The organism is Bhargavaea massiliensis, from assembly GCF_050480245.1.
Classification (GTDB): domain Bacteria; phylum Bacillota; class Bacilli; order Bacillales; family Anoxybacillaceae; genus Anoxybacillus.
Map to the genome: position 1 here is coordinate 36,282 of NZ_JBCNEQ010000013.1, position 26,679 is coordinate 62,960.

22 protein-coding genes, 3 pseudogenes, 2 riboswitches and 1 other annotated feature are annotated in these 26,679 nt (G+C 41.6%); of the genes and pseudogenes, 13 read left to right on the top strand and 12 right to left on the bottom strand.

What is annotated here, in order from left to right; genetic code table 11:
- Positions 1-7: 7 nt before the first annotated feature.
- Together ABEV15_RS03525 and ABEV15_RS03530 are read right to left on the bottom strand one after the other, a co-directional pair.
- Positions 8-985, bottom strand: a complete 978-nt coding sequence (locus ABEV15_RS03525) for an ABC transporter substrate-binding protein (RefSeq protein ID WP_429630313.1) — start codon at positions 983-985, stop codon at positions 8-10.
- A gap of 100 nt (positions 986-1,085) precedes the next feature.
- Positions 1,086-1,328, bottom strand: a complete 243-nt coding sequence (locus tag ABEV15_RS03530) for a DUF2584 domain-containing protein (protein ID WP_429630311.1) — start codon at positions 1,326-1,328, stop codon at positions 1,086-1,088.
- A gap of 239 nt (positions 1,329-1,567) precedes the next feature.
- Between ABEV15_RS03530 and desB the strand changes: the two genes are divergently transcribed.
- The gene (gene desB, locus ABEV15_RS03535) at positions 1,568-2,647 is read left to right on the top strand and encodes a Delta(10) desaturase DesB (protein ID WP_498852403.1); all 1,080 of its coding nucleotides are present in this window, start codon (positions 1,568-1,570) and stop codon (positions 2,645-2,647) included.
- Between the two features lie 296 nt (positions 2,648-2,943).
- Here the strand turns inward: desB and pckA are convergent, their stop codons facing one another.
- Positions 2,944-4,530, bottom strand: coding sequence for a phosphoenolpyruvate carboxykinase (ATP) (gene pckA, locus ABEV15_RS03540; RefSeq protein WP_498852364.1), 1,587 nt, complete (start codon positions 4,528-4,530; stop codon positions 2,944-2,946).
- Between the two features lie 173 nt (positions 4,531-4,703).
- Positions 4,704-4,812: riboswitch (SAM riboswitch) on the top strand.
- 120 nt (positions 4,813-4,932) lie between these two features.
- Here pckA and metK point away from each other — a divergent pair.
- Complete coding sequence (gene metK, locus ABEV15_RS03545; protein WP_429630305.1) at positions 4,933-6,138, top strand: methionine adenosyltransferase; 1,206 nt, start codon at positions 4,933-4,935, stop codon at positions 6,136-6,138.
- A gap of 44 nt (positions 6,139-6,182) precedes the next feature.
- On the opposite strand, the gene ABEV15_RS03550 is transcribed toward metK, so the two are convergent.
- Both ABEV15_RS03550 and ABEV15_RS03555 read right to left on the bottom strand, forming a co-directional pair.
- Positions 6,183-6,701: a phosphatase PAP2 family protein gene (locus ABEV15_RS03550; RefSeq protein ID WP_498852365.1), complete on the bottom strand. Its 519-nt coding sequence runs from the start codon at positions 6,699-6,701 to the stop codon at positions 6,183-6,185.
- 73 nt (positions 6,702-6,774) lie between these two features.
- Positions 6,775-7,305 carry a gamma carbonic anhydrase gene (locus ABEV15_RS03555; RefSeq protein ID WP_004888957.1) on the bottom strand — a complete coding sequence of 177 codons (531 nt, stop codon included), beginning with the start codon at positions 7,303-7,305 and terminating at the stop codon, positions 6,775-6,777.
- A gap of 82 nt (positions 7,306-7,387) precedes the next feature.
- On the opposite strand from ABEV15_RS03555, the gene ABEV15_RS03560 reads away from it, so the two are divergent.
- Entirely contained in the window at positions 7,388-8,206 is an 819-nt protein-coding gene (locus ABEV15_RS03560; RefSeq protein ID WP_498852366.1) for an alpha/beta hydrolase, read from the top strand.
- Positions 8,181-9,251 (top strand): tetraprenyl-beta-curcumene synthase, encoded by a 1,071-nt coding sequence (tbcS, locus tag ABEV15_RS03565; protein WP_498852367.1) that lies wholly within the window; start codon positions 8,181-8,183, stop codon positions 9,249-9,251. The genes ABEV15_RS03560 and tbcS overlap by 26 nt, the downstream gene beginning before the upstream one ends.
- A 57-nt stretch (positions 9,252-9,308) precedes the next feature.
- On the opposite strand, the gene mnmM is transcribed toward tbcS, so the two are convergent.
- Complete coding sequence (gene mnmM, locus ABEV15_RS03570) at positions 9,309-9,881, bottom strand: tRNA 5-(aminomethyl)-2-thiouridylate-methyltransferase MnmM (RefSeq protein ID WP_498852368.1); 573 nt, start codon at positions 9,879-9,881, stop codon at positions 9,309-9,311.
- Positions 9,881-10,831 (bottom strand): tRNA modification radical SAM protein MnmL/YtqA, encoded by a 951-nt coding sequence (gene mnmL / locus ABEV15_RS03575; protein WP_498852369.1) that lies wholly within the window; start codon positions 10,829-10,831, stop codon positions 9,881-9,883. Before mnmL ends, mnmM begins: the two co-directional genes overlap by 1 nt.
- Before the next feature lie 124 nt (positions 10,832-10,955).
- Between mnmL and ABEV15_RS03580 the strand changes: the two genes are divergently transcribed.
- Both ABEV15_RS03580 and ABEV15_RS03585 read left to right on the top strand, forming a co-directional pair.
- A complete protein-coding gene (locus tag ABEV15_RS03580; RefSeq protein WP_003397789.1) occupies positions 10,956-11,219 on the top strand; it encodes a YtzC family protein in 264 nt (87 codons plus the stop codon).
- 10 nt (positions 11,220-11,229) lie between these two features.
- Positions 11,230-11,370 carry a hypothetical protein gene (locus ABEV15_RS03585; RefSeq protein ID WP_498852370.1) on the top strand — a complete coding sequence of 47 codons (141 nt, stop codon included), beginning with the start codon at positions 11,230-11,232 and terminating at the stop codon, positions 11,368-11,370.
- Positions 11,371-11,405: 35 nt separating this feature from the next.
- Here the strand turns inward: ABEV15_RS03585 and ABEV15_RS03590 are convergent, their stop codons facing one another.
- The 3 genes and pseudogenes from ABEV15_RS03590 to tnpC form a co-directional block, all read right to left on the bottom strand.
- Positions 11,406-12,182: a hypothetical protein gene (locus ABEV15_RS03590; RefSeq protein WP_498852371.1), complete on the bottom strand. Its 777-nt coding sequence runs from the start codon at positions 12,180-12,182 to the stop codon at positions 11,406-11,408.
- 287 nt (positions 12,183-12,469) lie between these two features.
- A pseudogene (locus ABEV15_RS03595) lies at positions 12,470-13,348 on the bottom strand (IS982 family transposase).
- Between the two features lie 163 nt (positions 13,349-13,511).
- A riboswitch (purine riboswitch) is annotated at positions 13,512-13,613 on the top strand.
- A 394-nt stretch (positions 13,614-14,007) separates the two neighbouring features.
- A pseudogene (gene tnpC, locus ABEV15_RS03600) lies at positions 14,008-15,455 on the bottom strand (IS66 family transposase).
- Positions 15,456-15,557: 102 nt separating this feature from the next.
- Here tnpC and ABEV15_RS03605 point away from each other — a divergent pair.
- From ABEV15_RS03605 to ABEV15_RS03630, 6 genes and pseudogenes are all read left to right on the top strand, one after another.
- On the top strand, positions 15,558-16,691 hold the full coding sequence (locus ABEV15_RS03605; protein ID WP_241739067.1) for a cytochrome P450: 1,134 nt from the start codon (positions 15,558-15,560) through the stop codon (positions 16,689-16,691).
- A gap of 68 nt (positions 16,692-16,759) precedes the next feature.
- On the top strand, positions 16,760-17,383 hold the full coding sequence (locus ABEV15_RS03610; RefSeq protein WP_498852372.1) for a dienelactone hydrolase family protein: 624 nt from the start codon (positions 16,760-16,762) through the stop codon (positions 17,381-17,383).
- Between the two features lie 11 nt (positions 17,384-17,394).
- On the top strand, positions 17,395-18,546 hold the full coding sequence (locus ABEV15_RS03615) for a 3-phenylpropionate MFS transporter (protein WP_498852373.1): 1,152 nt from the start codon (positions 17,395-17,397) through the stop codon (positions 18,544-18,546).
- A gap of 140 nt (positions 18,547-18,686) precedes the next feature.
- Positions 18,687-20,044 (top strand): annotated as a pseudogene (locus tag ABEV15_RS03620) (ISLre2 family transposase).
- A gap of 198 nt (positions 20,045-20,242) precedes the next feature.
- Positions 20,243-20,455 (top strand) — a binding site (T-box leader).
- Between the two features lie 62 nt (positions 20,456-20,517).
- A complete protein-coding gene (gene leuS, locus ABEV15_RS03625; RefSeq protein WP_498852374.1) occupies positions 20,518-22,935 on the top strand; it encodes a leucine--tRNA ligase in 2,418 nt (805 codons plus the stop codon).
- A 63-nt stretch (positions 22,936-22,998) separates the two neighbouring features.
- On the top strand, positions 22,999-23,295 hold the full coding sequence (locus tag ABEV15_RS03630; RefSeq protein ID WP_498852375.1) for a rhodanese-like domain-containing protein: 297 nt from the start codon (positions 22,999-23,001) through the stop codon (positions 23,293-23,295).
- Between the two features lie 61 nt (positions 23,296-23,356).
- Here the strand turns inward: ABEV15_RS03630 and ABEV15_RS03635 are convergent, their stop codons facing one another.
- Entirely contained in the window at positions 23,357-24,622 is a 1,266-nt protein-coding gene (locus ABEV15_RS03635; protein WP_498852376.1) for a BaiN/RdsA family NAD(P)/FAD-dependent oxidoreductase, read from the bottom strand.
- Positions 24,623-24,723: 101 nt separating this feature from the next.
- Between ABEV15_RS03635 and ABEV15_RS03640 the strand changes: the two genes are divergently transcribed.
- The gene (locus ABEV15_RS03640) at positions 24,724-26,349 is read left to right on the top strand and encodes a putative polysaccharide biosynthesis protein (protein WP_498852377.1); all 1,626 of its coding nucleotides are present in this window, start codon (positions 24,724-24,726) and stop codon (positions 26,347-26,349) included.
- A gap of 14 nt (positions 26,350-26,363) precedes the next feature.
- Here ABEV15_RS03640 and ABEV15_RS03645 read toward each other — a convergent pair whose 3' ends face one another.
- On the bottom strand, positions 26,364-26,609 hold the full coding sequence (locus ABEV15_RS03645; protein WP_498852378.1) for a hypothetical protein: 246 nt from the start codon (positions 26,607-26,609) through the stop codon (positions 26,364-26,366).
- Positions 26,610-26,679 lie beyond the last annotated feature (70 nt).

The following is a 26,679-nucleotide window of genomic DNA, read 5'->3' on the forward strand; positions in this document are numbered from 1 at the left end:
TGTTCACCTACTTTTTTGCATGTTCAGCAAATGATGTATTGACTAAAATGGAGTGATCCACGTACGACGGTAATTCATTTGCTTCCTTCATCACGTTTTGGAGATTGTTCCATTCTTCTTCATCTAAAATCGGATCGGTCGCGTATGAGCCTTGTTGTTTATAGCGATCGACGACTTTTTCAATCAGAGCAATATCTGTATCTTCAAAGTACGGTTGAATGACTATCGCGATTTCTTTTGCATCGTGTGTTTGTACCCATTGTTGTGCTTTATAAAGGGCGCGTGTAAACTTTGCGATGACATCTTTATTTTCGTCAATGAAACTTTGTTTTGCCATAAATGTTGTATATGGAAGGTGACCAGATTCTGTTCCGAACGAAGCGACAATATATCCTTTTCCTTCTTGTTCAAAAATGCTAGCAGTCGGCTCAAATAGTTGGACGAAATCGCCTGTGCCGCTCGCAAATGCATTGGCAATATTTGCGAATTCAATATTTTGAATGAGGTTTAAATCTTTGTGCGGGTCAATTCCGTGTTGCTTCAAGACGTATTCTCCGACCATTTGCGGCATGCCACCTTTTCGTTGTCCTAAAAATGTACTTCCTTTTAGTTGATCCCATGAGAAGTTGGCGATTGGTTTTCGTGAAACTAAAAATGTCCCATCAGTTTGTGTCAATTGGGCAAAGTTAATAACAGGATCTGTTGCTCCTTGACTATACACGTAAATGGACGTTTCTGAGCCGACGAGCGCAATATCCGCTCCGTTCGATAAAAGTGTCGTCATTGTTTTATCGCCGCCCCACGTCGTATTCAGTTCGATATGAAGCCCTTCTTCAGCAAAAAAGCCTTTCTCAATCGCGACGTATTGAGGTGCGTAAAAAATCGAACGAGTTACTTCGGCAATGCGCAACGTTTTTACATCATTTGATGAGCAAGCTGCGAGTAAAAACATAAAAGCAACGAACAAAAGCCCCCATTTTCGCATCCTCTTTCCCTCTTTCCTTTCGTTTGCTTTATTGTATGCGCCTAATAAAAATGTGTGAATGCCCGAAAAAGAAAACCGCCGTGGCAGATGACACGACGGTTTAATTAATTGAATGTAAGGCAATCAATTCATATGTAACGATCGTTGTCTCGTTTTGAAGAACAAGTTTTTTGACAACAGCTTGCCCTGTTGCTTCTCCGTGCTTTACTCGTCTTACTTCTAACGGGATATCAAGTGGATATAAACGATAGCCTTCTTTTTGCAAAACAAATAAGTTATGTTCAATTCGTTTTTCTTTTCCGTTTGTGACGATCATTGTTTGTATTTCTAACGGCATACCCATATGTTTCACCCCACATTCTACGTTTTTACCTTCATTGAAACACATTTATCACTATTGCACAACTGCATTTCATATATTGATACTATATCATATAAATAAATAATATGATCTGATAATAAATTTTATTGACAGGACAAAAATGTAAATGGTACGATGACAATAAGTTTGAAAGAGAGATGTTTGAATATTCATTTCTTTTTTGAACGAAGTGTTTACGTATGAGGGGGAGTTTTTTATTGATGAAACAATTTCATTCATTTGGATGGTACGCAGCTCGTATTGCTCCGTATTTGCCTGAAGAAGCGTTCCGTTCTGTGCCGTCTCGGTTGTTTGGTGGTCTCGCTTACATGCTCGTTTTAGTTAGTGGTATCGTCACGATTTCTTTATTTGACCTACATTGGTTATGGAACGGATTGCTTTCTGTTGTTATTGGGTTTTGTTTTGCGGGTTTAGGGTTTTTAGGACATGAAATTTTGCACGGAACGGTCGTAAAGCGAGCATGGCTTCGTGATTTGCTAGGTGGCATCGCATTTTTGCCGCTTTGCACAGGTCCGAAGTTATGGCGAAAGTGGCATAATGCGACCCATCATGTGCATACCCAACATGAGGAGCTTGATCCGGATGCTTGGCCGACGATCAAACGTTTAGCTCAAAGTCGTTTTCTTCGCTGGATTTACCGCATTCCGTTTCCGATTCGTGCGTTTTTCTCCTTTTTGTCATTGGCAGGGATGTTTACGGTTCATTCGCTTCATATGCTTCTTCACTTTTGGAAGGAGTTTGAAAAAGGAAGTCGTCGTGCTGTATTTTGGCAATTTGTCTTACCATGGTCGGTATGGATTGGATTATTGTTGATGATCGGAGTAGAAAAATGGCTCTTTGCGTTCGTTCTTCCACTACTTATTGGAAATGCAATCGTGATGGGATACATTTCAACGAACCATCGCTTAAATCCGCTCGTCCCAGTTAACGATCCATTAGCGAATAGCCTAACCGTCATCGTTCCGAAGTGGGTCGACGTATTGCATTTTAACTTTTCGCACCATACAGAACATCATTTATTCCCAGCGATGAGTTCAAAATATTATCCGCTCGTTAAACAATATATTAAGCAACTATGGCCGGACCGTTATCATGAAATGCCGATGACAAAAGCGTTAATTGCGCTATGGAAAACACCACGGCTTTATCACGAACAAACAGAACTCATTGAACCGCGCGAAGGATACGTGTACGGAACGCTCGGAAATGGATTGAATATAGATGACCTTTCGCATAAAGTGAAAGAAAATGTTTTAGAAAAAATGGTGAAGCAAAAATAAAGCGTCGCATACCGGCGCTTTTTTGTTTTTAGAATAAAAATAAGACGTGGGCAATCAGCCACGCCTTATTTTCTCCCTTGTAGCATAAGAGGTAAAGCGGTAGCTCTATCGGCTTTGATGTTTAATTTTTTAGTACGTAGCTAGTAGCCCCCACATCGTGCCGTAGGGGAAATAAGCGCATTTGACATATGCATAACAAATATCCGCCCTTATATTTTATTATAGGGGAGGTGTGTCATTGAAAGCTATTTCATTAAAAATGAAAAAAGCTGCCGAATAAACAGGCAGCTTTTCGTTTATGCAATTGGTCCACCGAGTTGTTCGATGCGTGGATCGATGTTTGTGAATTTTTTAAAGTTTTCGCGGAACTTCGCCGCAAGTTCTTTTGCTTTTTGTTCATACGCTTCTGGATCGGCCCATGTGCTTTTTGGTTGCAGCACTTCATCAGGCACACCTGGGACGTGAAGCGGAATATGCAGACCGAAAATCGGGTCTTGAACGGTTTCGACGTTGTTTAATTCTCCTTCTAACGCTGCTTTTACCATCGCGCGCGTATACGATAGCTTCATCCGTTCGCCAATGCCGTATCCGCCTCCCGTCCAGCCGGTGTTGATTAAAAATACTTGAACGCCGTGAGCATCGATTTTTTGTCCAAGCATGTCTGCATATCGTGTTGCTGGAAGCGGTAAAAACGGTGAGCCGAAGCATGTAGAGAACGTTGCTTCCGGTGCTGTAATTCCGCGCTCTGTGCCCGCTAACTTGCTTGTATATCCGCTTAAGAAATGATACATTGCTTGTTCTTTCGTTAATTTACTAATTGGTGGCAATACCCCGAATGCATCTGCTGTTAAAAAGACGATCGTATGCGGATGACCTGCAATGCTTGGTTGAACAATATTATCCATCGCTTCAAGCGGGTACGCCGCACGCGTATTTTCAGTTAACGTTGCATCGTCGTAATTTGGTATGCGCGTATCTGGATCCATCATGACGTTTTCTAATACGGAGCCGAAGCGAATCGCATCGAAAATTTGCGGCTCTTTTTCACGTGATAAGTTAATGCATTTGGCATAACATCCACCTTCAATATTAAAAACACCGTTGTTTGACCAACCGTGCTCGTCATCGCCAATTAGGCGACGGTTTGGATCAGCAGAAAGCGTTGTTTTTCCTGTACCAGATAAACCGAAAAAGAGCGCGACATCACCTTCTTGACCGACGTTTGCTGAACAGTGCATCGGGAAGATTCCTTGTTCTGGCAATAAAAAGTTCATGACAGAGAAAACGGATTTTTTCATTTCACCAGCATATTCTGTTCCACCAATAAGCACGGTACGACGTTCAAATGAGATAATAATAAACGTTTCTGAACGCGTGCCGTCAACAGATGGATTTGCCTTAAATGTTGGTGCAGAAATGACTGTAAATTGTGGTTCATGTGTTTGTAATTCTTCCGCTGTTGGACGAATGAACAATTGATGGGCAAATAAGTTATGCCAAGCCAATTCATTGATAACTTGAATCGGTAAGCGATAAGCAGGATCGGCGCCTGCAAAGCCATTAAATACAAATAGTTCTTCTTTTGTCATTAAATAATCGATCACTTTGTTGTAAAGTTTATCAAATACTTCTTCAGAAATTGGTTGGTTGACAGTTCCCCAATCAATTTTATGTTTAACAGATGGTTCTTCTACAATATATTTATCTTTTGGAGAACGTCCGGTATATTTTCCAGTCGTTGCACAAACTGCTCCTGATGAAGTGAGGACGCCTTCTTTGCGAGTCAATACTTTTTCTACTAATCGTGGTACAGATAAGTTATGAAAAACCCCATCCCTTTGTAAGAGCATTGATAATTTGTTTGTCAGTTCAATGGAATTCATTGGACAAAACCTACCTTTGTTTGATTTATCTTTATGTAAAAAGTATAACACATTTTGATAAATAGTCCATACTAATTCGTGTATTTTCTTAAATTTATTTTAGACATCATAAAGGGAGGAAAAACGTTGACTCGCTTATGATAGATGTGATATGATGCTGAGATGAACGGATACTCTTATCCCGAGTTGGTGGAGGGGGACAGGCCCGATGAAACCCAGCAACCGTCACATACGTGAAAAGGTGCTAACCTGTGGCAAGGGGACGCCCTTGAACGATAAGAGTGAAAGGCGCAGACAAATGCAAGAACCTTTCCTCTGAGGGAAAGGTTTTTTTCACGATAGACCATAATAAGAGGGATGAGTACCGTATCATTTGTCATTATACTGAGGAGGAATGTTTGAATGCCTAAACGTCGTCTGTTTACATCTGAATCTGTAACGGAAGGGCATCCGGATAAAATTTGTGACCAAATTTCCGATGCGATTTTAGATGCGATTTTAGCGAATGATCCAAATGCGCGTGTTGCATGCGAAACGAGTGTAACAACAGGACTTGTTTTAGTCAGCGGAGAAATTACAACGTCTACATATGTAGATATTCCAAAAATTGTTCGTGAAACGATTCGCGAGATTGGCTATACACGTGCAAAATACGGTTTTGATGCCGATACGTGCGCCGTATTAACGTCAATTGATGAACAATCACCAGACATCGCGATGGGTGTTGACAAAGCGTTAGAAGCTCGTGAAGGGCAAATGACAGATGAAGAAATCGAAGCGATCGGTGCAGGAGACCAAGGATTAATGTTTGGTTTTGCGTGCAACGAAACGAAAGAGCTTATGCCGCTTCCAATTTCGCTTGCACACAAACTGGCACGTCGTCTAGCAGAAGTGCGGAAAGAAGATATTTTACCGTACTTACGTCCAGACGGAAAAACGCAAGTGACAGTCGAGTACGATGAAAACGGCAAACCTGTACGTATCGATACGATCGTTATTTCAACACAACATCATCCAGAAATTACGCAAGATCAAATTGTGCGCAACATTAAAGAACATGTCATTCAACCTGTCGTTCCAGCGGAGTTGATCGATGAAAACACAAAATATTTCATTAACCCAACAGGTCGTTTCGTCATCGGTGGTCCACAAGGTGACGCAGGGTTAACAGGACGCAAAATTATCGTTGACACTTACGGTGGTTATGCTCGTCACGGCGGTGGGGCTTTCTCAGGAAAAGATCCAACGAAGGTAGATCGTTCGGCAGCATATGCGGCTCGTTACGTAGCGAAAAACATTGTCGCAGCAGGTCTTGCGGATAAATGTGAAGTGCAATTAGCATATGCGATCGGTGTGGCGCAACCTGTATCGATCTCAATCGACACGTTTGGCACAGGCAAAGTATCTGAGGATGTATTAATTGAAGTGGTGCGCAACAACTTCGATCTTCGCCCAGCAGGCATTATTAAAATGCTCGATCTCCGTCGCCCGATTTATAAGCAAACAGCGGCTTATGGTCACTTCGGTCGCACGGACATTGATCTTCCTTGGGAGCGTACAGATAAAGCGGAAGCATTAAAACAACAAGCGTTACAGTTAGCGAAGTAAGGAAAAGAGGAGAGTTACAAGATGTAGCTCTCCTTTCCTATTTTTTAAGTAAGAACAGAAAATGAAGCAATACCAAACAACGTACCGAACATGCAGCCGACAAGTACATCAGACGGATAATGAAGCCCTAAATAAATGCGCGAAATAGCAACGCTACATGCAATCGGCAAGAGCCAGATTGTTAATGACGGGGCGTATAGTAAAAACGGAACGATGACAGAAAATATTGCAGTCGTATGTCCTGATGGAAATGAATGGTCAGTTAATGGGTTTTTTGTTACTTTCGTTTTATGCAGTGAAATATACGGTCGTTTGCGGGGATATATTTTTTTCATCATTGCGACAGGAATATGGCTAAGTGCTAAGGCGATCGCACTTGCGATAGCAGTATTGCGCCATTCATCACGCAATAACCAAATGGCTAGCATGACAGCTGTAATTGAAAATGTTGTCCCTCCAACGTGTGTAATCGAACGAAAATAAGCATTAAGCCATTTCCGATCAAAATAACGGTTAATGCTGTAAAACAACTTGCATTCCCAATCATACCACTTTTGCAACATAAGCAAATCCCCCTAACTTTATGATAAAATACATATGTTAAGTAAATAATAAAACAATGTAAAAATACCACGCTTATTTGTCACGTGGTTTGTTTACTTGAAGCGATTTATAATATTGTCCTTTTTCGACATACTCACGGCGAATGCGTGCCATTTCGCGCTCGTCTTCTTCGGTTAGTTCACGAATCACTTTCGCAGGGCGACCGAATGCAAGTGTGCGTGGCGGGATTTTTTTTCCTTGTGGAACGAGGCTGCCAGCGCCGATAAAAGCCCCTTCACCAATTTCAGCACCGTCTAAAATGATGGAGCCCATGCCGATGAGGGCGCCTTTTCGCACGATGGCACTATGTAAAATGACCTGATGGCCAACGGTGACATCATCTTCAATAATAAGTGGGTTGTTTGGACTTTGATGAAGGACGGAATTGTCTTGAATGTTTACGCGGTTGCCGATGATCGTTGGTGCGACATCGCCGCGAATGACTGTGTTAAACCAAACGCTCGTTTCCTCTCCAATCGTTACATCGCCTGTAATAGTGACGTAATCGGCGATGAAAGCAGAACGTGCAATGTTTGGTGTGTGTTCTTTATATGGATAAATCATTTCACTCGTCCCTTTCGTTTCGTTTTGTTATATTTAGTGTACAAATTTTTCGGCTATTCGTAAACATAAAGGAGGGGTGTATATGTGGAAATGGGAAGGAGAAAATGCTAAAGGAACGATTGTCATCGTTCACGGTGCTGCTGAACATCATGGTCGATATAAATGGCTTATTGAAATGTTTCGCATGCACGGTTTTCATGTTGTTGCAGGAGATTTACCGGGGCAGGGAACGACATCGCGCAGCCGACGAGGACATATCGATTCATTTGACGAATATATAGAAACGGTCGCAAGCTGGGTGCATGAAGCAAGTGCGTACGAACAGCCTATTTTTTTGCTTGGCCACAGCATGGGTGGGCTTGTTGTCATTCACACATTGCGAGAAAAGCGCCTTCCTGTGCGCGGGGTCATTTTATCGTCTCCTTGTTTAGGGCTTGTGAATTATCCGCCGAAAGCGCTTGAGATTGCCTCGCGCATTTTAAATGTCATTCATCCGAAAAAGCGTTTTCCAACTGGATTAACGGTAGAAATGGCAACACGAAATGAAGAAGTGCGTGAAATGGATAAAAACGATTCATTATATGTAACAAAAGTGTCTGTTCGTTGGTATCGCGAGTTAGTGAAGGCGATTCGTATCGCGCACGAAAAGATGGCAGACTTGCCAGATGTGCCAATGCTTGTGATGCAGGCGGGGGATGACAAAATTGTCGATAAAAGTGCAGTGAAATCATGGTTTGATCAGTTGGCGATAAGTGAAAAAGTGTATAAAGAATGGTCAAAACTGTATCATGAAATTTTTAACGAACCTGAACGTGAACAAGTATTTTTATATGCCCATACGTTTTTAACTTTGCAATTGCAAAGGGGTGAACTCATTGATCGTCCCAACAAATCCTTTTAGTTTAATGCGGGCTGTGTATCGCCGTGTTTTTCCGCTTGTACATCGCGAATTAGCTATTTGGAAAAAAAGAGCAGAAGCTATTCCGAACGAAGAATTGCGCAAACAAGCGTTAGCGAGCATCGCAACAAAAACGTTTCATTGCGAAGGGGGCGCGATTTTAGCTTTACTGGCGGGAAAAGAAATGGAGCGATGCATTCGTTTTATCGTTGCTTATCAAACGATTAGCGATTACCTCGATAATTTATGCGATCGCAGTACGTCGCTGGATCCGACTGACTTTCGCGCGTTGCATAATTCCATGATGCATGCGTTGACTGTTGGAGCAAAAAAAGATGCATATTATCGTTATCGTGCGGAACAAGATGACGGCGGCTATTTGCATGCCCTTGTCGATACGTGCCAAGAAATGTTGCAAGAAGTGAAACATTATGACGTCATTGCTCCATTTTTACATGAACTTGCGTCATATTATTGTGACTTACAAGTACATAAACATGTAAAAAAAGAAGAGCGCATTCCGCGTCTAAAGCAGTGGTTTGCCAAACATGAGGCATCGTTGCCGAAAATGGAGTGGTATGAATTTTCTGCTTGTTCTGGTTCAACGCTCGGCATTTTTTGTTTAGTTGCTTACGCCTGCACCGAGTCGTTTGATGTTCGTCTTGCTGAACGGGTGCGCAATAGTTATTTTCCATACGTACAAGGGCTTCACATTTTGCTTGATTATTTGATTGATCAAGAAGAAGATCGGCAAGGTGGAGATTTGAATTTTTGTTTTTATTATCCAAATGAAGAGACGCTATTTGCCCGTTTATGTCATTTCGTTGAAGAAGCAGAGCGCCATATCGCACAGTTGCCGCATCGCGAATTTCATCGCTTCATTCATCGTGGTTTGCTCGGATTATATTTATCAGATGAAAAAGTACATGAGCAAGAGGCGATTCGTAAGCTAGCGAAACAATTGTTGCGCGCTGGTGGCATGACATCTCACTTCTTTTATTGGAACGGCCGAATGTATCGAAAATGGCAAAGATGGATGTATGCGTAAGAAATATTTCACTAACAAAGAAAAAGTAGCGATAGACAGGACCGATCGCTACTTTTTTCACCTTTTCTCAATCGCAACGATAAACGGTGGATGGTTGATTTGATTCATAAATTCGTAGCGAATAACGTGTGCGCGTTGCTGATCGATTGCTGAGACGTATTGCAAAAGGGCGTCGCGTTCGATCGCTCCTTCAGGATGACCGTGGTAAATAACGAGTACAATCATTCCTTCAGGAGCCATGATTTCGAGCAATTGTTCAATGGCAGCAATCGTTGAGTTTGGCTTTGTGACAATTTGTTTATCTCCCCCGGGCAAATAACCGAGATTAAACATCGCTCCGGTGATGCGTCCTTTATATTGGGAAGGAATATGCGCATAAAGTTCTGCATGGCTTGCTTGTACGAGCGTGACTCGTGCTTCCATATGATGTTCGCGCAATCGTTTTGTCGTATTTTCAATCGCTTGTGCTTGAATGTCGAAGCCAAACACATGCCCATATTCTCCGATACGTTCAGCTAAATAAAGCGTATCGTGGCCGTTGCCAACCGTCGCATCGACGACGATATCGCCCTCTTTGACAGCTAAGTTGATGAGCGAGCGGGCAAACGGTAAAATGCGCATGAGTTTCATCATCTTTCTTCCTTTCGCACATATTTTTTCCCTTGATAACTATTGCGTCGCTCTAATTCAGCATCGATGGCGTTTAACACTTCCCATTTGTTGGCGCTCCACATCGGACCGATCATTAAATCGATAGGGCCGTCTCCTGTAATACGATGAACGATCATCTCTGGCGGCAATACTTCTAGCTGATCACAAACGAGTTGAACATATTCGTCGAACGTCAAAAAGCGAAGCATTCCTTTTTCATATTGTTTTACCATTGGCGTTCCTTTTAGCAAATGAAGCAAATGTATTTTAATGCCTTGTACATCTAAATGAGCGACCGTCTTTGCTGTTTCCATCATCATGTCGTACGTTTCAAGCGGCAATCCGTTAATAATATGGGCACAAACGCGAATGCCGTGTTTGCGTAGCTTTTGCACCCCTTCTACATAGCACGAAAAGTCGTGTGCGCGGTTGATTAAAGCAGCGGTTTGTTCATGAACGGTTTGCAAGCCAAGCTCGACCCATAAATACGTTCGTTCATTCAATTCAGCTAAATAGTCAACGACATCATCTGGCAAACAGTCAGGGCGTGTAGCGATCGATAAACCGACGACCCCTTCTAAATGTAACACGGTTTCGTATTTTTCACGCAACACATCAACGGGAGCGTGCGTATTTGTGAACGCTTGAAAATAGGCAATGTATTTGCCATCTTTCCATTTTGTGTGCATTTTTTCTTTAATCGTATGGAATTGTGTCACTAAATCGTCCGTTCGTCTACCCGCGAAATCACCGGAACCGGCAGCGCTACAAAATGTGCAGCCGCCGTATGCGACTGTGCCGTCGCGATTTGGACAATCAAATCCTGCATCGAGCGACACTTTAAACACTTTTTCACCGAACGTTTGGCGCAAATGGTAATTCCATGTGTGGTACCGTTTCTTGTCGTTTGTATATGGAAAAGGATTCATGTTTATCACCTCGCGTCATTTTAGCATTGTAGCACGTTTCAAGTGAGAAACTCAACGGTGCCGTGATAAATGACAAGGAAATGTACAAACTATAAAGCGATAGAGAAGAAAGGAAGGGATGCGTATGGCAACACGACAGTCAATGGATGAGTTTTTACAACATTGTGAAGATGTGCTTCGCTATGCAAAAGAGCAATATACTGAAGCAAGCAAGCTTGAACATTATAACGATACAGAATATGTAAAAGCCCAGCAAATGCTTGAACACGCGGTAACCGATTTGGCGCATTTTTCGTTAAGTTGTAACGCCCAACAGCGCGAACAATTACATCGCATGCGCCTGCAGCTTGAACAATTACAAAACGATATGATTTTACTTCGTCACTAGGAGGAAAACGATGAAAAAACGTTCGAAACAAAACAACCCGGAACAAAAAACGTTGCATGCAAAAGATTTTGGTGATCCGGTAAAAGAAGTGAAACAAATGAATGCGAAAAAAGGGCAAGAAGCAAAAGCGGAATATCATAATGAAACGTAATTTCCCCACTCGGACATGCTCCGGGTGGGGATAGTTTAGTTTTGCTTCAAAATGTCATCTAGTTTTTCTTTGGTAAGGTTTGTCACTCCGTAAAAAACAGGATCAATATATGTGCTTGATGCTTTTCCTGCTAATTCATATTCAATTTTTGGTGAAACAATATAAAAGTGAGCGCTTTGTTCCGCCTTTTCAGCAAAAGTAAAATACATATTTATTGTTTCGTTTGGACTTACACTCTGTTTTTCCGATTTATCGTTTATCTTTACATCTTTTGTCTGTAAATAAGTGTTTTCTACAGTTACACCCTTTATTTGGATCGTATGCTTTGAAACGTTTTTCAGCTTTGCTTGAAAAAATTGCGTATTTGGATAAGCTGTCACATACTCATTTTGTGGAGTAAATATTCCTTTCTCGTCTACAGCTAACTTGATTTGACCGATCGGGAATGTCTCTTTATATTTTTGATCAAATATGAGAGTTATTTTAGATAGTGTCGCGCTACTTACTTCTTTTAAACGTAAATTTACAGCGATATTAAATAATTGAAAGTCTTTGTATTTATCACCTTTGATAAGATCATATTGCATGTCATCGATTGCGTGTGAGATTTCGGGAAAATCGATAGATGTTACGTTTGTTAGAGGGCTGTCACTTAATAAAATGAAATTAAGAACGAAAGGATCATCTTTTTTGGCTACATATACACCGTCCCATTTCCCAAAAACAATAAATCCTTTTATGTGTTCCGACTGGCATCCGAGAATAAGAAAACTAACGAGTGTACAGAAAATGAGAAAAGATTTTTTAATCATAAGCACTACTACCTTTTAGATTAGTTTTTGTAAACTACTTTTAAATAATGAGTTGAAGTTGGCTCGTATGCGTCATGGCGGGAGGTTGTTTCTTGACCAAATTTATCTTTTACTACTTTTACATAGTAATTATAAAAAAAGTAATAAAAAGTAAATAAAATTTTGAATTTTTATTTATTATGAAAATTTGTTATATTGTTTAGTTATGAAACAACACTTAAATACACTTGCAACGAAGGTGTAAATTTTTTAAAATGGTATGTATAACCCGTGGTGCTAGTTGAGCGCTAGCGCTCAACTAGCCCAAGTGTGACAAGTGAATATGCCAACAAGATGCCATCTAGTGCTACTTCAAATCCCGCAATCGAATTCGCACGAATTTCTGTCATACGATACTGGTCAATGAGGACGGAGAACACCGTCTCTATCACTTTACGTTTTTGTTTGAGCCATTTCTCCCATGATTCCGATGGGCGGTGTTTCTGGTTTTTGCGAGATGGAGTCCAAAAAGCGATTTGGTACTCTTCATACAACTTTTTTTGCAATTCGCTACTGATGAATCCTTTGTCACCCAAGTTATAGAGGTGAGGAATTTGAGTCATGACGGTTTCAGCTGCAGTTCGATCGTGACAGGACGCCTCCGTTACCACGTATCCCATGGGCAGTCCTTGGTCGGTCACTTAAAGGTGGAGCTTAAATCCATAGTACCACTGCTTTTTCGATGCACAGAGCCCGATGTCCGCGATTCCTTGAAGTCGTTTGACTCGATACATTCTTGCGGTATGGCACAACTCGAGCGGCATGCTATCTACTACCGCATAGGCGTGGTGTTGTCCACGTTTGGCTAGCTCATGGCGGATCCATTTGATCGCAAAGCGCAGCGCTCGACAACGGCGATTGTATCGAGAACGTTCAAGAAAATGTCCATCCGTAAACAAGTTCCCAGTCACAAAGCGATGCCATGCACGTTCGGAAGAGAGGCCAAGCAACTTTCCCAAAAGATGAATGGCAATGATCACTGCGTCTTCTTGTTTCACCAAATGACGATTGCGACGTTGAAGATAGAATTGAATTTGTGACAGCTGGGCAGAAACAAAAAAGAAAATGGCTGCATATTGTTTTTGAATCTTTGCTTGATCTGTAGTAAAATGAAAGTGCTCTTGCATGGGGATTCTCCTTTCGAATGTTGGATCGCACTTTCATTCTACAGGAGATCCACAAGCAAGGGCTATTTTTATGCTTACTCGATTTTATCTAGTACCACGGGTTATAATTCCATTTTTTGTTGACATAAATTTTTACAATCTATATAATTATTAATAAAAATGAATATTTTAATAAAAACTTGCTCGTATATCCTCAGAAATATGGTCTGAGAGTTTCTACCCGGCAACCTTAAATTGCTGGACTACGAGTGAAAGTGAATCTAAGTCCATTTTATTCAGTAATTAAGAAAGATGAAGGGATATGGACGGGATTCATATACCTATTTATAAGTTGTACATATAGTATCGAAGACATCAACCCAAGAGGATAGGTTTTCACTCGTGAAACATTAATAGAAACCTATCCTCTTGGGTTTTTACTATTTATTCAGAAAACTATTTTTGTAGAGTGGGAGAAGTTAATGTATAAAAAATATGACAAAAGCAGATTTTCACCAGAACAAGAAAAGATTTCGATTTCAGAGTTTAGATGCGATTACCAACGAATACTAAGATCACCATACTTTCGTATTTTACATACTAAAACGTAACTATTCATCCCGATAGTAGTATGTAAAGAAGCGCAACACAAATAGGGCATTTCGGTCATAGAAAATGCCCTAGGTAGCGGAAAGAACTCGATCGATCGTTTCGCCTGCCAACAGAAGACATAACGAATCCCACACGTTTTTTTCGTGTTTCGTCAGTGTGGAAACGATGCTTCTTGCGATACAAAAAGACTGGGCGAATGTTTCTTCGCGAAACGTACCCGAAATGTTCTCTTTGACTTTAACCATGCGAAGATCGCGTTCGGCTTGGTTGTTGTCAAAGGGAACATGCACTTCACGTAAGAAACGCAACGCTTCTTCCTTTCGTTTTTGAAGGCGTCGAACAAAAGCGAGTGCTTTTTTCGGAAGAGGCGTCGCCGTTTCCAATCGGTGTTGTGCTCTTTCTAGGATGCGATCATACACTCGTTCCCATCGTTTCGCTTCTTCTTCGGAAAGTGCACCGTGATGGGCTTCGACGGCTTGCTTGGCGGCTAACAGAAACGTGGTCATGCGCATCGCCCACGTATGCCCTTGTTCGATGAATCCTTTTAACTCACGCAAATGGTGGGCATGACAAAGGGCATGGGTGGCATGTGTGTATTTCGGATACGTACCGAACGCATCGTGCATCATCGTCCCTCTGTATTGTGGAAGAATCCCGATATCATCGGTCGCTTTTTTCCACGAGAAGCGTGAGGAGCCAAGTATGTATATCTCGATGTACACGCGACATGCACCCATGCGAGTTTCCCATTGATGCGCAAACTCGTTTCATCGACATGCAGGATGTTGGATTCAAGTAAGACGTCTTCGATGATGTCCATATTTGATTCCAGCGATTCGCGTCCTCGTTTCACCATATTGGCAAGAGTTCCCGTACTAATCGAGTGTTGATATAACGCTTCGATTGTATCACTTAAACGCTTGTAAGGGATCAATTGGATATGATGTAAATAAACAGCGAGCGCCGTGAGCCGTGGACCGTATTGCACATGATTCGTGACGTGGGATGGGAATTCGGCTTGTTGAACGCATCGACAATGCGGACAAGATTTCACTTCACGTTCATGTTGTGTCACCTCGATCGCCACAGGAGGGACATCAAACACTTGACGGATATCGACTTTGAACGGTTTGACTTCACGCAAAGAAGCCCCACATCCTTGACACGTATGCACACGGTGGACGACACGATGATGTGGATGTTCCACTTGACGGAGCGTCGTTCCTTGATGTCCTTCTTGTCCGCCTGGCTTGTTGCCAGATGGTTGACGAGAAGAACGTGTGTTGGCAAAACGGTCAGAAGATGGGGGCAAATGGCTATTAGAGCTGTTTTTTTTCGTGCGTGCTTCCAGCTCTTGAACGCGATACTTGAGTTGTTCATTTTCTTTGCGTAGCTGTTTGTTTTCGTGACGCAAATGTTCATTTTCTTGAATAAGTTGATGAATGAGCTGTTTTTGTTGTTGAACTTTGCTGATTAAGCTTTCAACTGTAAATACAGCTTGTTGTACCGTCAACATGCGATTCACCTCCTTGTCTATCAGTATTCACATCATGGACAGGAAAAGCAAAAAATATTCAGCTCACTTTATGATGTGGCTGAATAGTTACGGAATGAAGAAATGCGTTCGTGGTTTATAACAAGATATGATGACATCACAAAATATTTGCAGGGAGACACCTTTATCACTAGCCCACTAATTTGGCACAAAATGAAAAATCTCCCTGAAGGCGAAGACAAGCACTTTAAGGAGATCATCGACATTATATCCACATGGATGATTTATAACGACCGTCCAATCCATACACGTTTAAGAAAATACATGAACCGTGCTTTTTGGAAAGAAGAGATTGAGGCTATCACTCCTGAAATCAAGAAAATTGTAACATCAGTTTTAGATCAAGTGGTTGAAAAACATTCGAACGAGTTTGACTTCGTTTCTGAAGTTGCTCATCCAATTCCGGCGTTGGTACTTTGTAAAATGCTTGGTATTCCAGGTGAAGAGGTTGAACGTTTTATCCGTTGGTCAGATGACATTGCTCAATTTATGCAAAACTTTGTTGTTTCCCACGTCCCTGACAAAGATATCAGCGATCAAACCAAAAAAAGTATGAAAGAAATGTACATGTTTCTTTCAGAAGCAATTGCTGAAAGACGCATCAAAAAACGCAACGATTTGTTAAGCCGTTTAATCTCAGATAATCCGGGTGAGGAAGGAGAATTATGTGACGATGAACTTATCGCACAAACCATTCATCTAATTTTTGGTGGACATAAAATTCCGCAGTTCATGTTAAGTAATACGTTGCATCTATTGTTCAAACATCCAAAAGTATTTGATGAACTCAAAAAAGATCTGTCTCTAATTCCTAAGGTCTTGGATGAGGCTATGCGACTTGAAGGACCAATTCAATACATAACAAGACACGCTGCCCAAGATATTACTATTCATAACCAACTTATTCGTGAAGGAGATTCGGTCTATTTCTTCCTCGGTTCCGCTGGTCGTGATGAACGCGTTTTTGAAAATCCAGAAAAATTTGATATCAATCGGACAGGTAAACAGCATATTGGTTTTGGTGGTGGTTATCATGCATGCATTGCTGCAGCATTTGCTCGCGTAGAAATCGCCGAAATTTTAAAAGAAGTTATTCAACGTTTTTCTCACATTACACCTTTATATAATCTTGAAAGACCTGAATGGACGCCTAACCCTACCTTTCATGGTATTGTTACAATGCCGATCAAATACTAACTTCCTATACTGAGGGGGTGCGACACCCCCTCTATCTTTAATTATAAGGATAAGGAGTTTGTCATATCATGTTAAAACACTGTAATTATTCTGATGTTGCTGTCATCCTAATACATGAAATCTATGGGATTAACGATCATATGAAACACGTAGCTCAAATGATTGCCACTAAAGGGTATGACGTATACTGCCCCAATTTATTAAATCGAGATCATTTTCATTATGATGATGAGGCAGATGCTTACCAATATTTCAAAAATGAAATTGGATTTGGAAAAGCGAAAAAACAAGTTTTAAATTTAGTAGATTCCTTAAAGTCTCGATACAAAACCATTGTGTTCTGGGGGTATAGCGTCGGTGCAACCGTAGCTTGGTTATGTTGCGAACATTATGGCATAGGAGATGCGGCCATAGGTTACTATGGATCACGGATTAGAGACTATCTCAATTTATTCCCAAAACTACCCGTACTATTACTGTTTTCTGAGCACGAAAAGTCATTTAATGTTAACCGGCTCGTCGAGCAATTATCCTGTAAATCAGGGATAAAAGTCGAGTTGTTTAAAGGACAGCACGGGTTCGCTAATCCCTTCTCCGATAACTATCATCCGGATTCAGAAAGAAAGGCTTTTGAACTGTCCCTACAACTTATTGAAACCATTCAGAAAACGAAAAAAAATGTATTGACATAAGGGGAAGTGTTATGAAACAAACATGGTTATCCACAAACTTTTTTGTATTTTTCTTCACCTGGGGGATTTTCTTACCGTACTGGACCGTTTGGCTGATTACAAAAGGGTTAACTGCTCAACAAGCAGGGATCGTGATATCCATCGGATTACTAGTAAGAGCTTTTTCAACTTCGTACATTTTTCCTGCCTTGTGCAAAAGGTATTGGTTATCACACGTTTCGCTTATAGTCGCTTTTTTATCTCTAATCATCCTAGTATGTTTTTTGCCTTTTAATAATTTGGCAGGGCTTATGTTAGTAATGGTCTTTTTCAGCCTCATCTATCCCATGTTGTTACCTATCAACGAGACAAAGGCCTCCATTCTATCAAAAGAAGAAAATGGGATTGACTATGGAAAATGCAGATTATGGGGATCGTTCGGTTTTATTCTCTCATCAGTGTTAACAGGATGGGTAGCCTCAAAAAATGCGAACAATATTATCTATTTGTTTTTACTCGGTAATCTATTCATTTTAATCCTATCATTAATTCGATCTCCATCAAGCTTAAGAGTTAAGCTTTCTCAACGGGCAGGAGGTTCCTTTGAATTACTGAAATCAAAATCATTTTTAATATGTCTCCTCCTGAGTATGGTTTTACAAGGTACCCATGCTGCCTATTATAATTACGGAGTTATTTATCTTAAACACATAGGAATCAATAGTGTTTATATTGGTGGAATCCTTGTTTTGGCTGTCTTAGCTGAAATCGGGTTCTTTTACATTTCAAACCGAGTATTCACTAAGTTCGATGTAGCGACTATGTTTCTATTGGCCGGGATTGCATCAATTATCCGTTGGTCAAGTGTCTATTTTTTTGAGAATCCACTGGTTTTTGTGTTTTCTCAACCGTTGCACGCTTTAACATTTGGTCTCACGCACTTTGCATTCATGACTTTTGTTAATCAATATATTAGTAAGGACAAAATTCCTTCAGCTCATGGACTCTACGCAGCACTTGCCATGAGTTTAACCACTGGGGTTTTAACACTTGTCAGTGGATACTTGTACTTGTATTCACCTGGATTCCCATTTCTCGGAATGGCATTGGTCGTGGCACCTAGTTTATTCCTATGCCCGATGCTTAAAAAGCTTACCCGTCAATCCAGCACATTTCAGGTATGAGTAAAATGTTTGTGGGAGAAAAAAAGACAGGTTCCTGATTTGGTATAATCAGGAACCTGTCCGATATGTAAGCAAAATAGATGAAAAATGGGCTCTCCTCCTGTAAGGTAGTAAGTGCGAAAAAATAACCAAAGAAAGGAGTGGAGCCCACGCAGGATTATATCACAGATGGAGTCACATGGGAAGACATTGAACAGTTATTGTTTCGGCATATGCAAAAAGAATATGGTCAACTGCTTCAACAGGTGTTGGAGGATATCGACCGCACATTGGCGGAAAAACGAGATAAAAAACGATACGCGCTCAAAGATAAACGAGGGATACGGATGTAGACGATGTTTGGAGAAGTGGAAGTCAAGCGGAACTATTACTTCGATCGGGAAAAACAGAGGTATGTCTGTCTGTTGGATGCTTTTCTTCAGTTTGAGGGGGCACATGGAGTCAGTCCGTTGTTAGAAGAAACAGCGATTCATCTGGCAGTGACAGGTTCATCGTATCGACAAGCTGCCCAGTCCTTAGAGAAACTGGTGGGATATGCGTGCATGAGCCACGAAACGATTCGTCAGTTGATTGTCGAGGCTGAAGTCGTTGGACACCGCAAGATGGAGAAAAAAGGTCGGGTGTTTTTCATTGAAGCGGACGGGTTGTACGTCAAACGGCAACGAAGCCGCATGAAAGGAAAAGAAGAGAAAATTGTGACGATTCACCAAGGATGGGAGAAAAACGGCAAACGAGTTTCTTTGGTGAACCGACGCTACTATGTTCATCAAACGAATGAGCCAATCTGGGAAGCCATCGAGAGCTTCTTAGTGAAAGAATATGGGTATGATCCACTAGAAGATTGGGTCGTCATCAATGGAGATGGTGCCCCATGGATCACGGGTTGTCGTGAATATTTCGGAGATAGAGGGTACTTTCAGCTCGATCAGTTCCATGTAGCGAGAGAGATTCGGCAATTGTTCCGAGGTCATGCGAGATATCGGGTGATTCGAAAGAAGTTAGCATCATGGGGTGAAGAAGGTGTGTTACGAGAACTCACAAGCGCCATCGGTACGTTAGAACATGAGGAGAAGGAAAAGCAACTCGAGGCGCTTGTTCGTCGAATCGAGGAGATACCAGGATGTTTACGTGACTATCGCGTATGGTTGAAGGAAAAAGGGATTGACACGACAAACATGAGGGCGATGGGGAGTGCGGAAGGAACGATGCATGTGTTTGCGAAACGAAGTAAAAACGGTCGAAGTTGGAGGGATGCAGGGATTGAAGCGATGTTGCGAGCGATCGTCGCGATAAAAGATACGTTACTCATTCGGACACGCGATGGAGTGATGTATGGCGGGAAGAACGAGGAGAAACGAAACGAGAAACGATCGTGAAAAAGGCACTGAAGCGCGTGCAAACGCAAATGACAGAAGTGGTACGAGATAACATCCCATACCTTCGCCAATCTTCAGGGACACCGATTTACGAGGCATTGCAAGCATTGAAAGGTTTTTAAAACGAGAGAAAACGCACATACCTACAGGATGAGAGTAAGTAAAAGCGCTTACATATAACGATTTTATAAAACCATATATAACCAAAAAAATCGGTCGAGAAAAAAATCTCCCACAAAGTCTTGACTCAAACCCATACTTAAATACACTTGCAACGAAGGTGTAAATTTTTTAAAATGATATGTATAATGAAATAATGGAAAATGACGGTGAAAAGGAGTAGTAGTAAACAAATGGTCGGCAGAGAGTTGACGGGCGGTGCGAGTCAACCGAAGTTTGTTTACGAACTCGCCTTGGAGTCGCGTGTGCGAATGAAGTAGCATGCGCCGTGAATCTGCGTTAATGATGAAAGTGAGTGCACGATTCGTGCGCTAACAAGGGTGGTACCGCGGGAGAATCCTCTCGTCCCTTTTTGGGATGGGAGGTTTTTTGTTTTTCATTTTTGTTAAAAATGGATTAAAAGGAGGTTTGTCACGTGAGTTTTAATCATCGAGAAATCGAAAAAAAATGGCAAAAGTATTGGGAAGAAAATAAAACATTTAAAACGACAGAAGACGACGGAAAGCGAAAGTTTTATGCGCTTGACATGTTTCCGTATCCATCAGGGGCAGGGTTGCACGTTGGTCACCCTGAAGGATATACAGCAACGGACATTTTAGCGCGCATGAAGCGCATGCAGGGATATAACGTGTTGCATCCAATGGGATGGGATGCGTTCGGATTGCCAGCTGAGCAGTACGCGCTTGATACAGGAAATGATCCAGCCGAATTTACAGAAAAAAATATTAACAACTTCCGCCGTCAAATTAAATCGCTCGGTTTTTCATATGATTGGGATCGCGAAGTGAATACAACTGATCCGAACTATTACAAATGGACACAATGGATTTTCTTAAAGTTATATGAAAAAGGATTAGCGTATATGGATGAAGTGCCGGTCAACTGGTGCCCAGCGCTAGGAACGGTATTAGCGAATGAAGAAGTGATCGATGGAAAAAGCGAGCGTGGCGGTCACCCGGTCATTCGTAAGCCGATGAAACAATGGATGCTTCGCATTACCGCATATGCCGATCGTTTGCTTGAAGATTTAGAGGAACTTGATTGGCCTGAAAGCATAAAAGAAATGCAACGCAACTGGATCGGCCGTTCAGAAGGAGCAAATATTCATTTTCAAGTCGATGGACACGATGAAACGTTTACGGTGTTTACAACGCGTCCAGATACGCTATTTGGTGCAACTTATGCCGTGCTTGCCCCTGAACATCCGCTCGTTGAAAAAATTACAACACCTGAGCAAAAAGAAGCGGTTGAAGCATATTTAAAGCAAATTCAAAGCAAAAGCGATCTTGAGCGCACGGATTTAGCGAAAGAAAAAACAGGTGTATTTACGGGAGCATATGCGATCAACCCAGCCAATGGGGAAAAATTGCCGATTTGGATCGCAGATTACGTGTTAATGAGCTACGGTACAGGCGCAATTATGGCAGTGCCAGCCCATGATGAACGCGATTATGAATTTGCAAAAAAATTCAATTTGCCAATTAAAGAAGTCGTTGCTGGTGGTGATATTTCAAAAGAAGCATACACAGGCGATGGGGAACATATTAACTCTGATTTCTTAAACGGTTTAAATAAAGAAGAAGCGATGAAAAAAATGATTGAATGGTTGGAAGCCAACGGAAAAGGTGAGAAAAAAGTTTCGTATCGCCTTCGCGATTGGTTATTTAGCCGCCAACGTTATTGGGGCGAACCGATTCCAATTATCCATTGGGAAGACGGTACGATGACGCCAGTGCCAGAAGAAGAATTGCCGCTTGTGTTGCCAAAGACAGATGAAATTAAACCGTCGGGCACAGGGGAGTCCCCACTAGCAAACATTGAAGAATGGGTGAACGTTGTTGACCCGAAAACAGGCAAAAAAGGTCGCCGCGAAACGAATACGATGCCACAGTGGGCAGGAAGTTGCTGGTATTATTTACGCTATATTGATCCGCATAACGATAAGCAATTGGCTGACCCTAAAAAATTAGAAAAATGGTTGCCTGTCGACATTTATATTGGTGGGGCAGAACATGCGGTATTGCATTTGTTATATGCGCGTTTTTGGCATAAGTTTTTATACGATATTGGTGTTGTGCCAACAAAAGAACCGTTCCAAAAACTATTTAACCAAGGAATGATTCTTGGGGAAAATAATGAAAAAATGAGCAAATCAAAAGGAAATGTTGTCAATCCAGACGATATTGTTGAAAGTCATGGCGCTGACACATTGCGTTTGTACGAAATGTTTATGGGTCCTTTAGAAGCATCGATTGCATGGTCGACGAAAGGACTTGACGGTGCACGTCGCTTCTTAGATCGTGTATGGCGTTTATTTGTTGAAGAAAACGGTGAATTAAATCCAAAAATCGTTGATGACCCAGAAACAGATACGCTTGAACGCGTATATCATCAAACGGTGAAAAAAGTAACAGAAGATTACGAAGCGCTTCGTTTCAATACAGCGATTTCACAATTAATGGTATTTATTAATGAAGCATATAAAGCGCCTGTATTGCCAAAAGTGTATATGGAAGGATTTGTAAAGTTGTTGTCACCAGTTTGCCCACATATTGCAGAAGAGCTATGGGAAAAGCTTGGACATAACAATACGATCGCATACGAAGCTTGGCCAGCATACGATGAAGCGAAATTAGTCGAAGATGAAGTCGAAATCGTCATTCAAGTGAACGGAAAAGTGCGTGCGAAATTGCACGTGCCAGCTGATGCAACGAAAGAACAACTTGAGCAATTGGCGATGGAAGACGAAAAAATTAAAGAACAAATTGAAGGAAAAACGGTGCGTAAAGTGATCGCTGTGCCAGGCAAATTAGTCAACATTGTTGCAAATTAATCGTGAAAAAAAGCCTCTCACATATGCGGTGAGAGGCTTTCATTAAGAGAAAGGAAGAGATAGATGAAAGAAATGACAGCAGCACAACTAAAACAAATGATGCAATCAGGTAAGCGTGTTCATGTGATTGACGTGCGCGAAGATGAAGAAGTGATTTTTGGAATGATCCCGTCAGCTATTCATATAAAAATGGGCGATATTCCTGAGCGACTAAACGAACTAGATAAAAATGAAACGTATATGATTATTTGTCGTTCCGGCGTTCGGAGCGAACATGTTTGTCGCTATTTAGAGGCGCATGGTTATGATGTATGTAACATTGTCGATGGCATGCTCGGATGGGACGGCGAACTTGTGTAATTGAAGCAAAAATGTAGCGAAAGTGATCGCTTAAACCAATAAGATCGCTTGATCGGCGATCTTATTGGCTTGCATATATGGCTGCATGCATGCCGGCAAGCCGACCGGTCACAAGGGCAGCGGTAATATTATAGCCTCCTGTATAGCCGTGAATGTCTAAAATTTCTCCGCAAAAATAAAGACCTTTCATCAGCTTAGATGCCATTTCTTTCGGATGGACTTCTTTGACGGATACTCCTCCACCTGTGACGAACGCTTTCTCAAGCGGCAACGTGCCATGTACGGAAAAAGAAAATTTTTTTAATAACGAAACGAACATCCGCACTTTCTCACGACTGAGTGTGCTTGCGACCGTATGTGGATCAATTGTTGCTTGCTCGAGTAAAAACAATGCATATCGCTCTGGGAGAGGAAGCGTCGCTTTAACAATGGTTTTTATTGTCTTTTTTGGTTCTTCTTTCATGGCGCGCACAATATGTTGAAATAATGTTTCTTCTTTTTCATCTGGCAACGCATCAATCACCATGGTCACAGAAGATTGTTTTTTTAACTGTTTCACAACAAATTGGCTACATCGTAATGCAGCAGGTCCTGAAATACCGAAATGTGTAAAAATCATATCCATTCGGTGTGTGACGGTTGGTTTTCCTTTTTCGTTTAATACGCTTAATGCAACATCACGCAATGATAGTCCTTGTAACGTTCGCTTTTGAATAAATGGTTCATGTGAAATAATCGGCACTTCCGTTGGAAATAGCTCTGTAATTGTATGTCCAGCTTTTTCTGCCCATGCGTAGCCGTCCCCTGTCGAACCGGTATGTGGCACAGATTTGCCACCAACGGCAACGACAACCGCTTTTGCTCGAATCATTTCCCCTGTTCGCAGCGTCACTCCATATACGGATCCATCTTTATATTCAATGTCTTTGACAGGAGTATGAACGCGAATGTCAACGCGCAATCGTTTTAATTCTCGAAGCAAAGCTTGTACGACAGATTGCGCACTATCGCTCACCGGAAACATGCGACCGTGGTCCTCTTCTTTTAACGGAACGCCAAGCCGTTCAAAAAAGCGAATAATATCTTCATTATTAAATACCGAAAAGGCACGATATAAAAAACGGCCGTTTCCCGGAATATGTTGAATGAGTTCATCGACTGGTCGTCTATTTGTCACATTGCAACGCCCACCGCCTGAAATGGCTAATTTTCGTCCGAGCTTATCCCCCTTATCAAGGAGGAGCACACGCTTACTTCGTTCCCCAGCGGCGATGGCTGCCATGAGTCCTGACGGTCCTCCACCGATGACTATAACATCATATGTCATCACTTTCACGTCCTTTCTGTTACGATTATAAATGATTTTATGAAAAAGAAAAAAGTGTGCTAAAATAAGTGAAGCAATGAATCCGTTAAGGAAGGGATGTTATGTCATCATCAAAGTTATTGCGTGGCACGTTTATTTTAACTGGTGGCGTGTTTTTGTCACGCATATTAGGGCTTATATACGTCTTCCCATTTTACCAACTTGTTGGCAAACAAGGAGGAGCACTTTATTCTTACGGTTACGTTCCATACACACTATTTATTAGCATCGCAACGATGGGAGTGCCGCTTGCAGTATCCAAGTTTGTCTCGAAATACAATGCACTTGGGGAATATGCGATTGGACGAAAGTTGTTTCGTTCAGGGATCATGTTAATGGCGGTCACCGGTTTTCTCGCTTGGCTTATTTTATACATGAGTGCACCACTATTAGCACCGTTTGTTGTCAATGATGACGGACACGGCAACTCGATTGCCGATGTTACTTCTGTTATTCGTGCGGTTAGTTTCGCTTTATTGCTTGTGCCGATGATGAGTTTAATTCGCGGCTTTTTTCAAGGGCATGAATCAATGGGGCCGACAGCGCTTTCGCAAGTTATCGAACAGCTTGTCCGCATCATCTTTTTGCTTGCAGGTAGCTATATCGTTTTACGTATTTTTGATGGTTCGCTTGTGACTGCCATTCAAGTTGCAACGTTTTCTGCCTTTATTGGCGCTGTCGGTGGACTAGCTGTTTTATTCATGTATTGGTTTAAGCGAAAATCATTTTTAGATGAACTATTAAAGCAAGATCGTGGCACGATCCATATGTCGTTAAAAGATATGTATAAAGAACTGATTGCCTACGCAGCACCATTTGCTTTTGTTGGTTTGGCGATGCCGTTATATCAGCTTATTGATCAATTTACATTTAACAAAGCGATGGCAAGCATCGGGCTCGGTGCGATTTCAGAGGATGCATACGGCATTTTTAATGTATGGGCGCAAAAGCTAGTTATTATTCCGGTCACGTTAGCAACGTCGTTTAGTTTAACGCTTATTCCGACGATTACGAAAGCATATGTGCAAGGGGAGAAGAAACAGTTACGCACATATTTAAACGATACGTTTCAAGTTGTTATGTTTATTACGCTGCCTGCAGTCATTGGTATGGCGCTTTTATCTGAATATGTATATGCGGCTTTTTACAGCTATGATCCACTCGGAACGGAAGTGTTGCGGGCATATGCGCCAACGGCGATTTTCTTTGCTTTATTTTCTGTGACAGCTGCTATTTTGCAAGGGATTAATAAACAAAAATTTACTGTGATTAGTTTGACGATTGGACTGTTGTTCAAATTATTTTTTAACTATATACTTATCGTCTCGTTTGAAACAACAGGAGCTATTTTGGCGACGACAGTCGGATATGCATTGTCAGTTGGGTTAAACTTATGGGTCATCCAGCGTTATACAAATTATCGGTATCATTTTGTCGCAAAGCGTATATTGTTTATGGGGATTTTGACGGCGATCATGTGCGCTGTTGTTTGGCCGATTGTGAAACTTCTCGATCGTTTCCTTCATTACAATGGCAGCATGATTCAATCGGTCATGATCGTCGCGGTTGGTGGACTCATCGGAGCGGCTGTTTATTTTTACTTTAGTGAACGTTCGAACTTGCTGTATATGTTATTTGGAAATCGGTTTTCATTTTTACGAAAAAAAGAAAAGAAGGCTGTGTCATAGCCTTCTTCTTTCTATTAGAAGTCGCTGCTAACCGGGAATCCGAGCTGACGTTCGACGCGTTGGAGACGTCGATTTAAATTGTTAATTTGTTGTTGTTGTCGCTCGGTAATGCGCTCAAGGCGGTCGACGCGACGTTCAAGTGAGTCGCTTGGAAAACCCGGTGTTCCAGGGAATGTTGGTGTTCCAGGGAATCCTGGCATAAACGGAGTACCTCCGTAATAAGGCATACCAGGCATTTGCTGTTGTTGACGTTCATCCATTTGGAAAACTCCTTTCGCTTTGATCGTTACGTAGGCAGTATATGTGACAGTTGATACAGGTGTGTGGACG

What these genes read in the sequence shown, in the direction of transcription:
- ABEV15_RS03525 (WP_429630313.1), bottom strand. Translation starts at nt 985, where the DNA reads ATGCGAAAATGGGGGCTTTTGTTCGTTGCTTTTATGTTTTTACTCGCA.
- ABEV15_RS03530 (WP_429630311.1), bottom strand. Translation starts at nt 1,328, where the DNA reads ATGGGTATGCCGTTAGAAATACAAACAATGATCGTCACAAACGGAAAA.
- desB (WP_498852403.1), top strand. Translation starts at nt 1,568, where the DNA reads ATGAAACAATTTCATTCATTTGGATGGTACGCAGCTCGTATTGCTCCG.
- pckA (WP_498852364.1), bottom strand. Translation starts at nt 4,530, where the DNA reads ATGAATTCCATTGAACTGACAAACAAATTATCAATGCTCTTACAAAGG.
- metK (WP_429630305.1), top strand. Translation starts at nt 4,933, where the DNA reads ATGCCTAAACGTCGTCTGTTTACATCTGAATCTGTAACGGAAGGGCAT.
- ABEV15_RS03550 (WP_498852365.1), bottom strand. Translation starts at nt 6,701, where the DNA reads ATGTTGCAAAAGTGGTATGATTGGGAATGCAAGTTGTTTTACAGCATT.
- ABEV15_RS03555 (WP_004888957.1), bottom strand. Translation starts at nt 7,305, where the DNA reads ATGATTTATCCATATAAAGAACACACACCAAACATTGCACGTTCTGCT.
- ABEV15_RS03560 (WP_498852366.1), top strand. Translation starts at nt 7,388, where the DNA reads ATGTGGAAATGGGAAGGAGAAAATGCTAAAGGAACGATTGTCATCGTT.
- mnmM (WP_498852368.1), bottom strand. Translation starts at nt 9,881, where the DNA reads ATGAAACTCATGCGCATTTTACCGTTTGCCCGCTCGCTCATCAACTTA.
- mnmL (WP_498852369.1), bottom strand. Translation starts at nt 10,831, where the DNA reads ATGAATCCTTTTCCATATACAAACGACAAGAAACGGTACCACACATGG.
- ABEV15_RS03580 (WP_003397789.1), top strand. Translation starts at nt 10,956, where the DNA reads ATGGCAACACGACAGTCAATGGATGAGTTTTTACAACATTGTGAAGAT.
- ABEV15_RS03585 (WP_498852370.1), top strand. Translation starts at nt 11,230, where the DNA reads ATGAAAAAACGTTCGAAACAAAACAACCCGGAACAAAAAACGTTGCAT.
- ABEV15_RS03590 (WP_498852371.1), bottom strand. Translation starts at nt 12,182, where the DNA reads ATGATTAAAAAATCTTTTCTCATTTTCTGTACACTCGTTAGTTTTCTT.
- ABEV15_RS03605 (WP_241739067.1), top strand. Translation starts at nt 15,558, where the DNA reads ATGCGTTCGTGGTTTATAACAAGATATGATGACATCACAAAATATTTG.
- ABEV15_RS03610 (WP_498852372.1), top strand. Translation starts at nt 16,760, where the DNA reads ATGTTAAAACACTGTAATTATTCTGATGTTGCTGTCATCCTAATACAT.
- ABEV15_RS03615 (WP_498852373.1), top strand. Translation starts at nt 17,395, where the DNA reads ATGAAACAAACATGGTTATCCACAAACTTTTTTGTATTTTTCTTCACC.
- ABEV15_RS03630 (WP_498852375.1), top strand. Translation starts at nt 22,999, where the DNA reads ATGAAAGAAATGACAGCAGCACAACTAAAACAAATGATGCAATCAGGT.
- ABEV15_RS03635 (WP_498852376.1), bottom strand. Translation starts at nt 24,622, where the DNA reads ATGACATATGATGTTATAGTCATCGGTGGAGGACCGTCAGGACTCATG.
- ABEV15_RS03640 (WP_498852377.1), top strand. Translation starts at nt 24,724, where the DNA reads ATGTCATCATCAAAGTTATTGCGTGGCACGTTTATTTTAACTGGTGGC.
- ABEV15_RS03645 (WP_498852378.1), bottom strand. Translation starts at nt 26,609, where the DNA reads ATGGATGAACGTCAACAACAGCAAATGCCTGGTATGCCTTATTACGGA.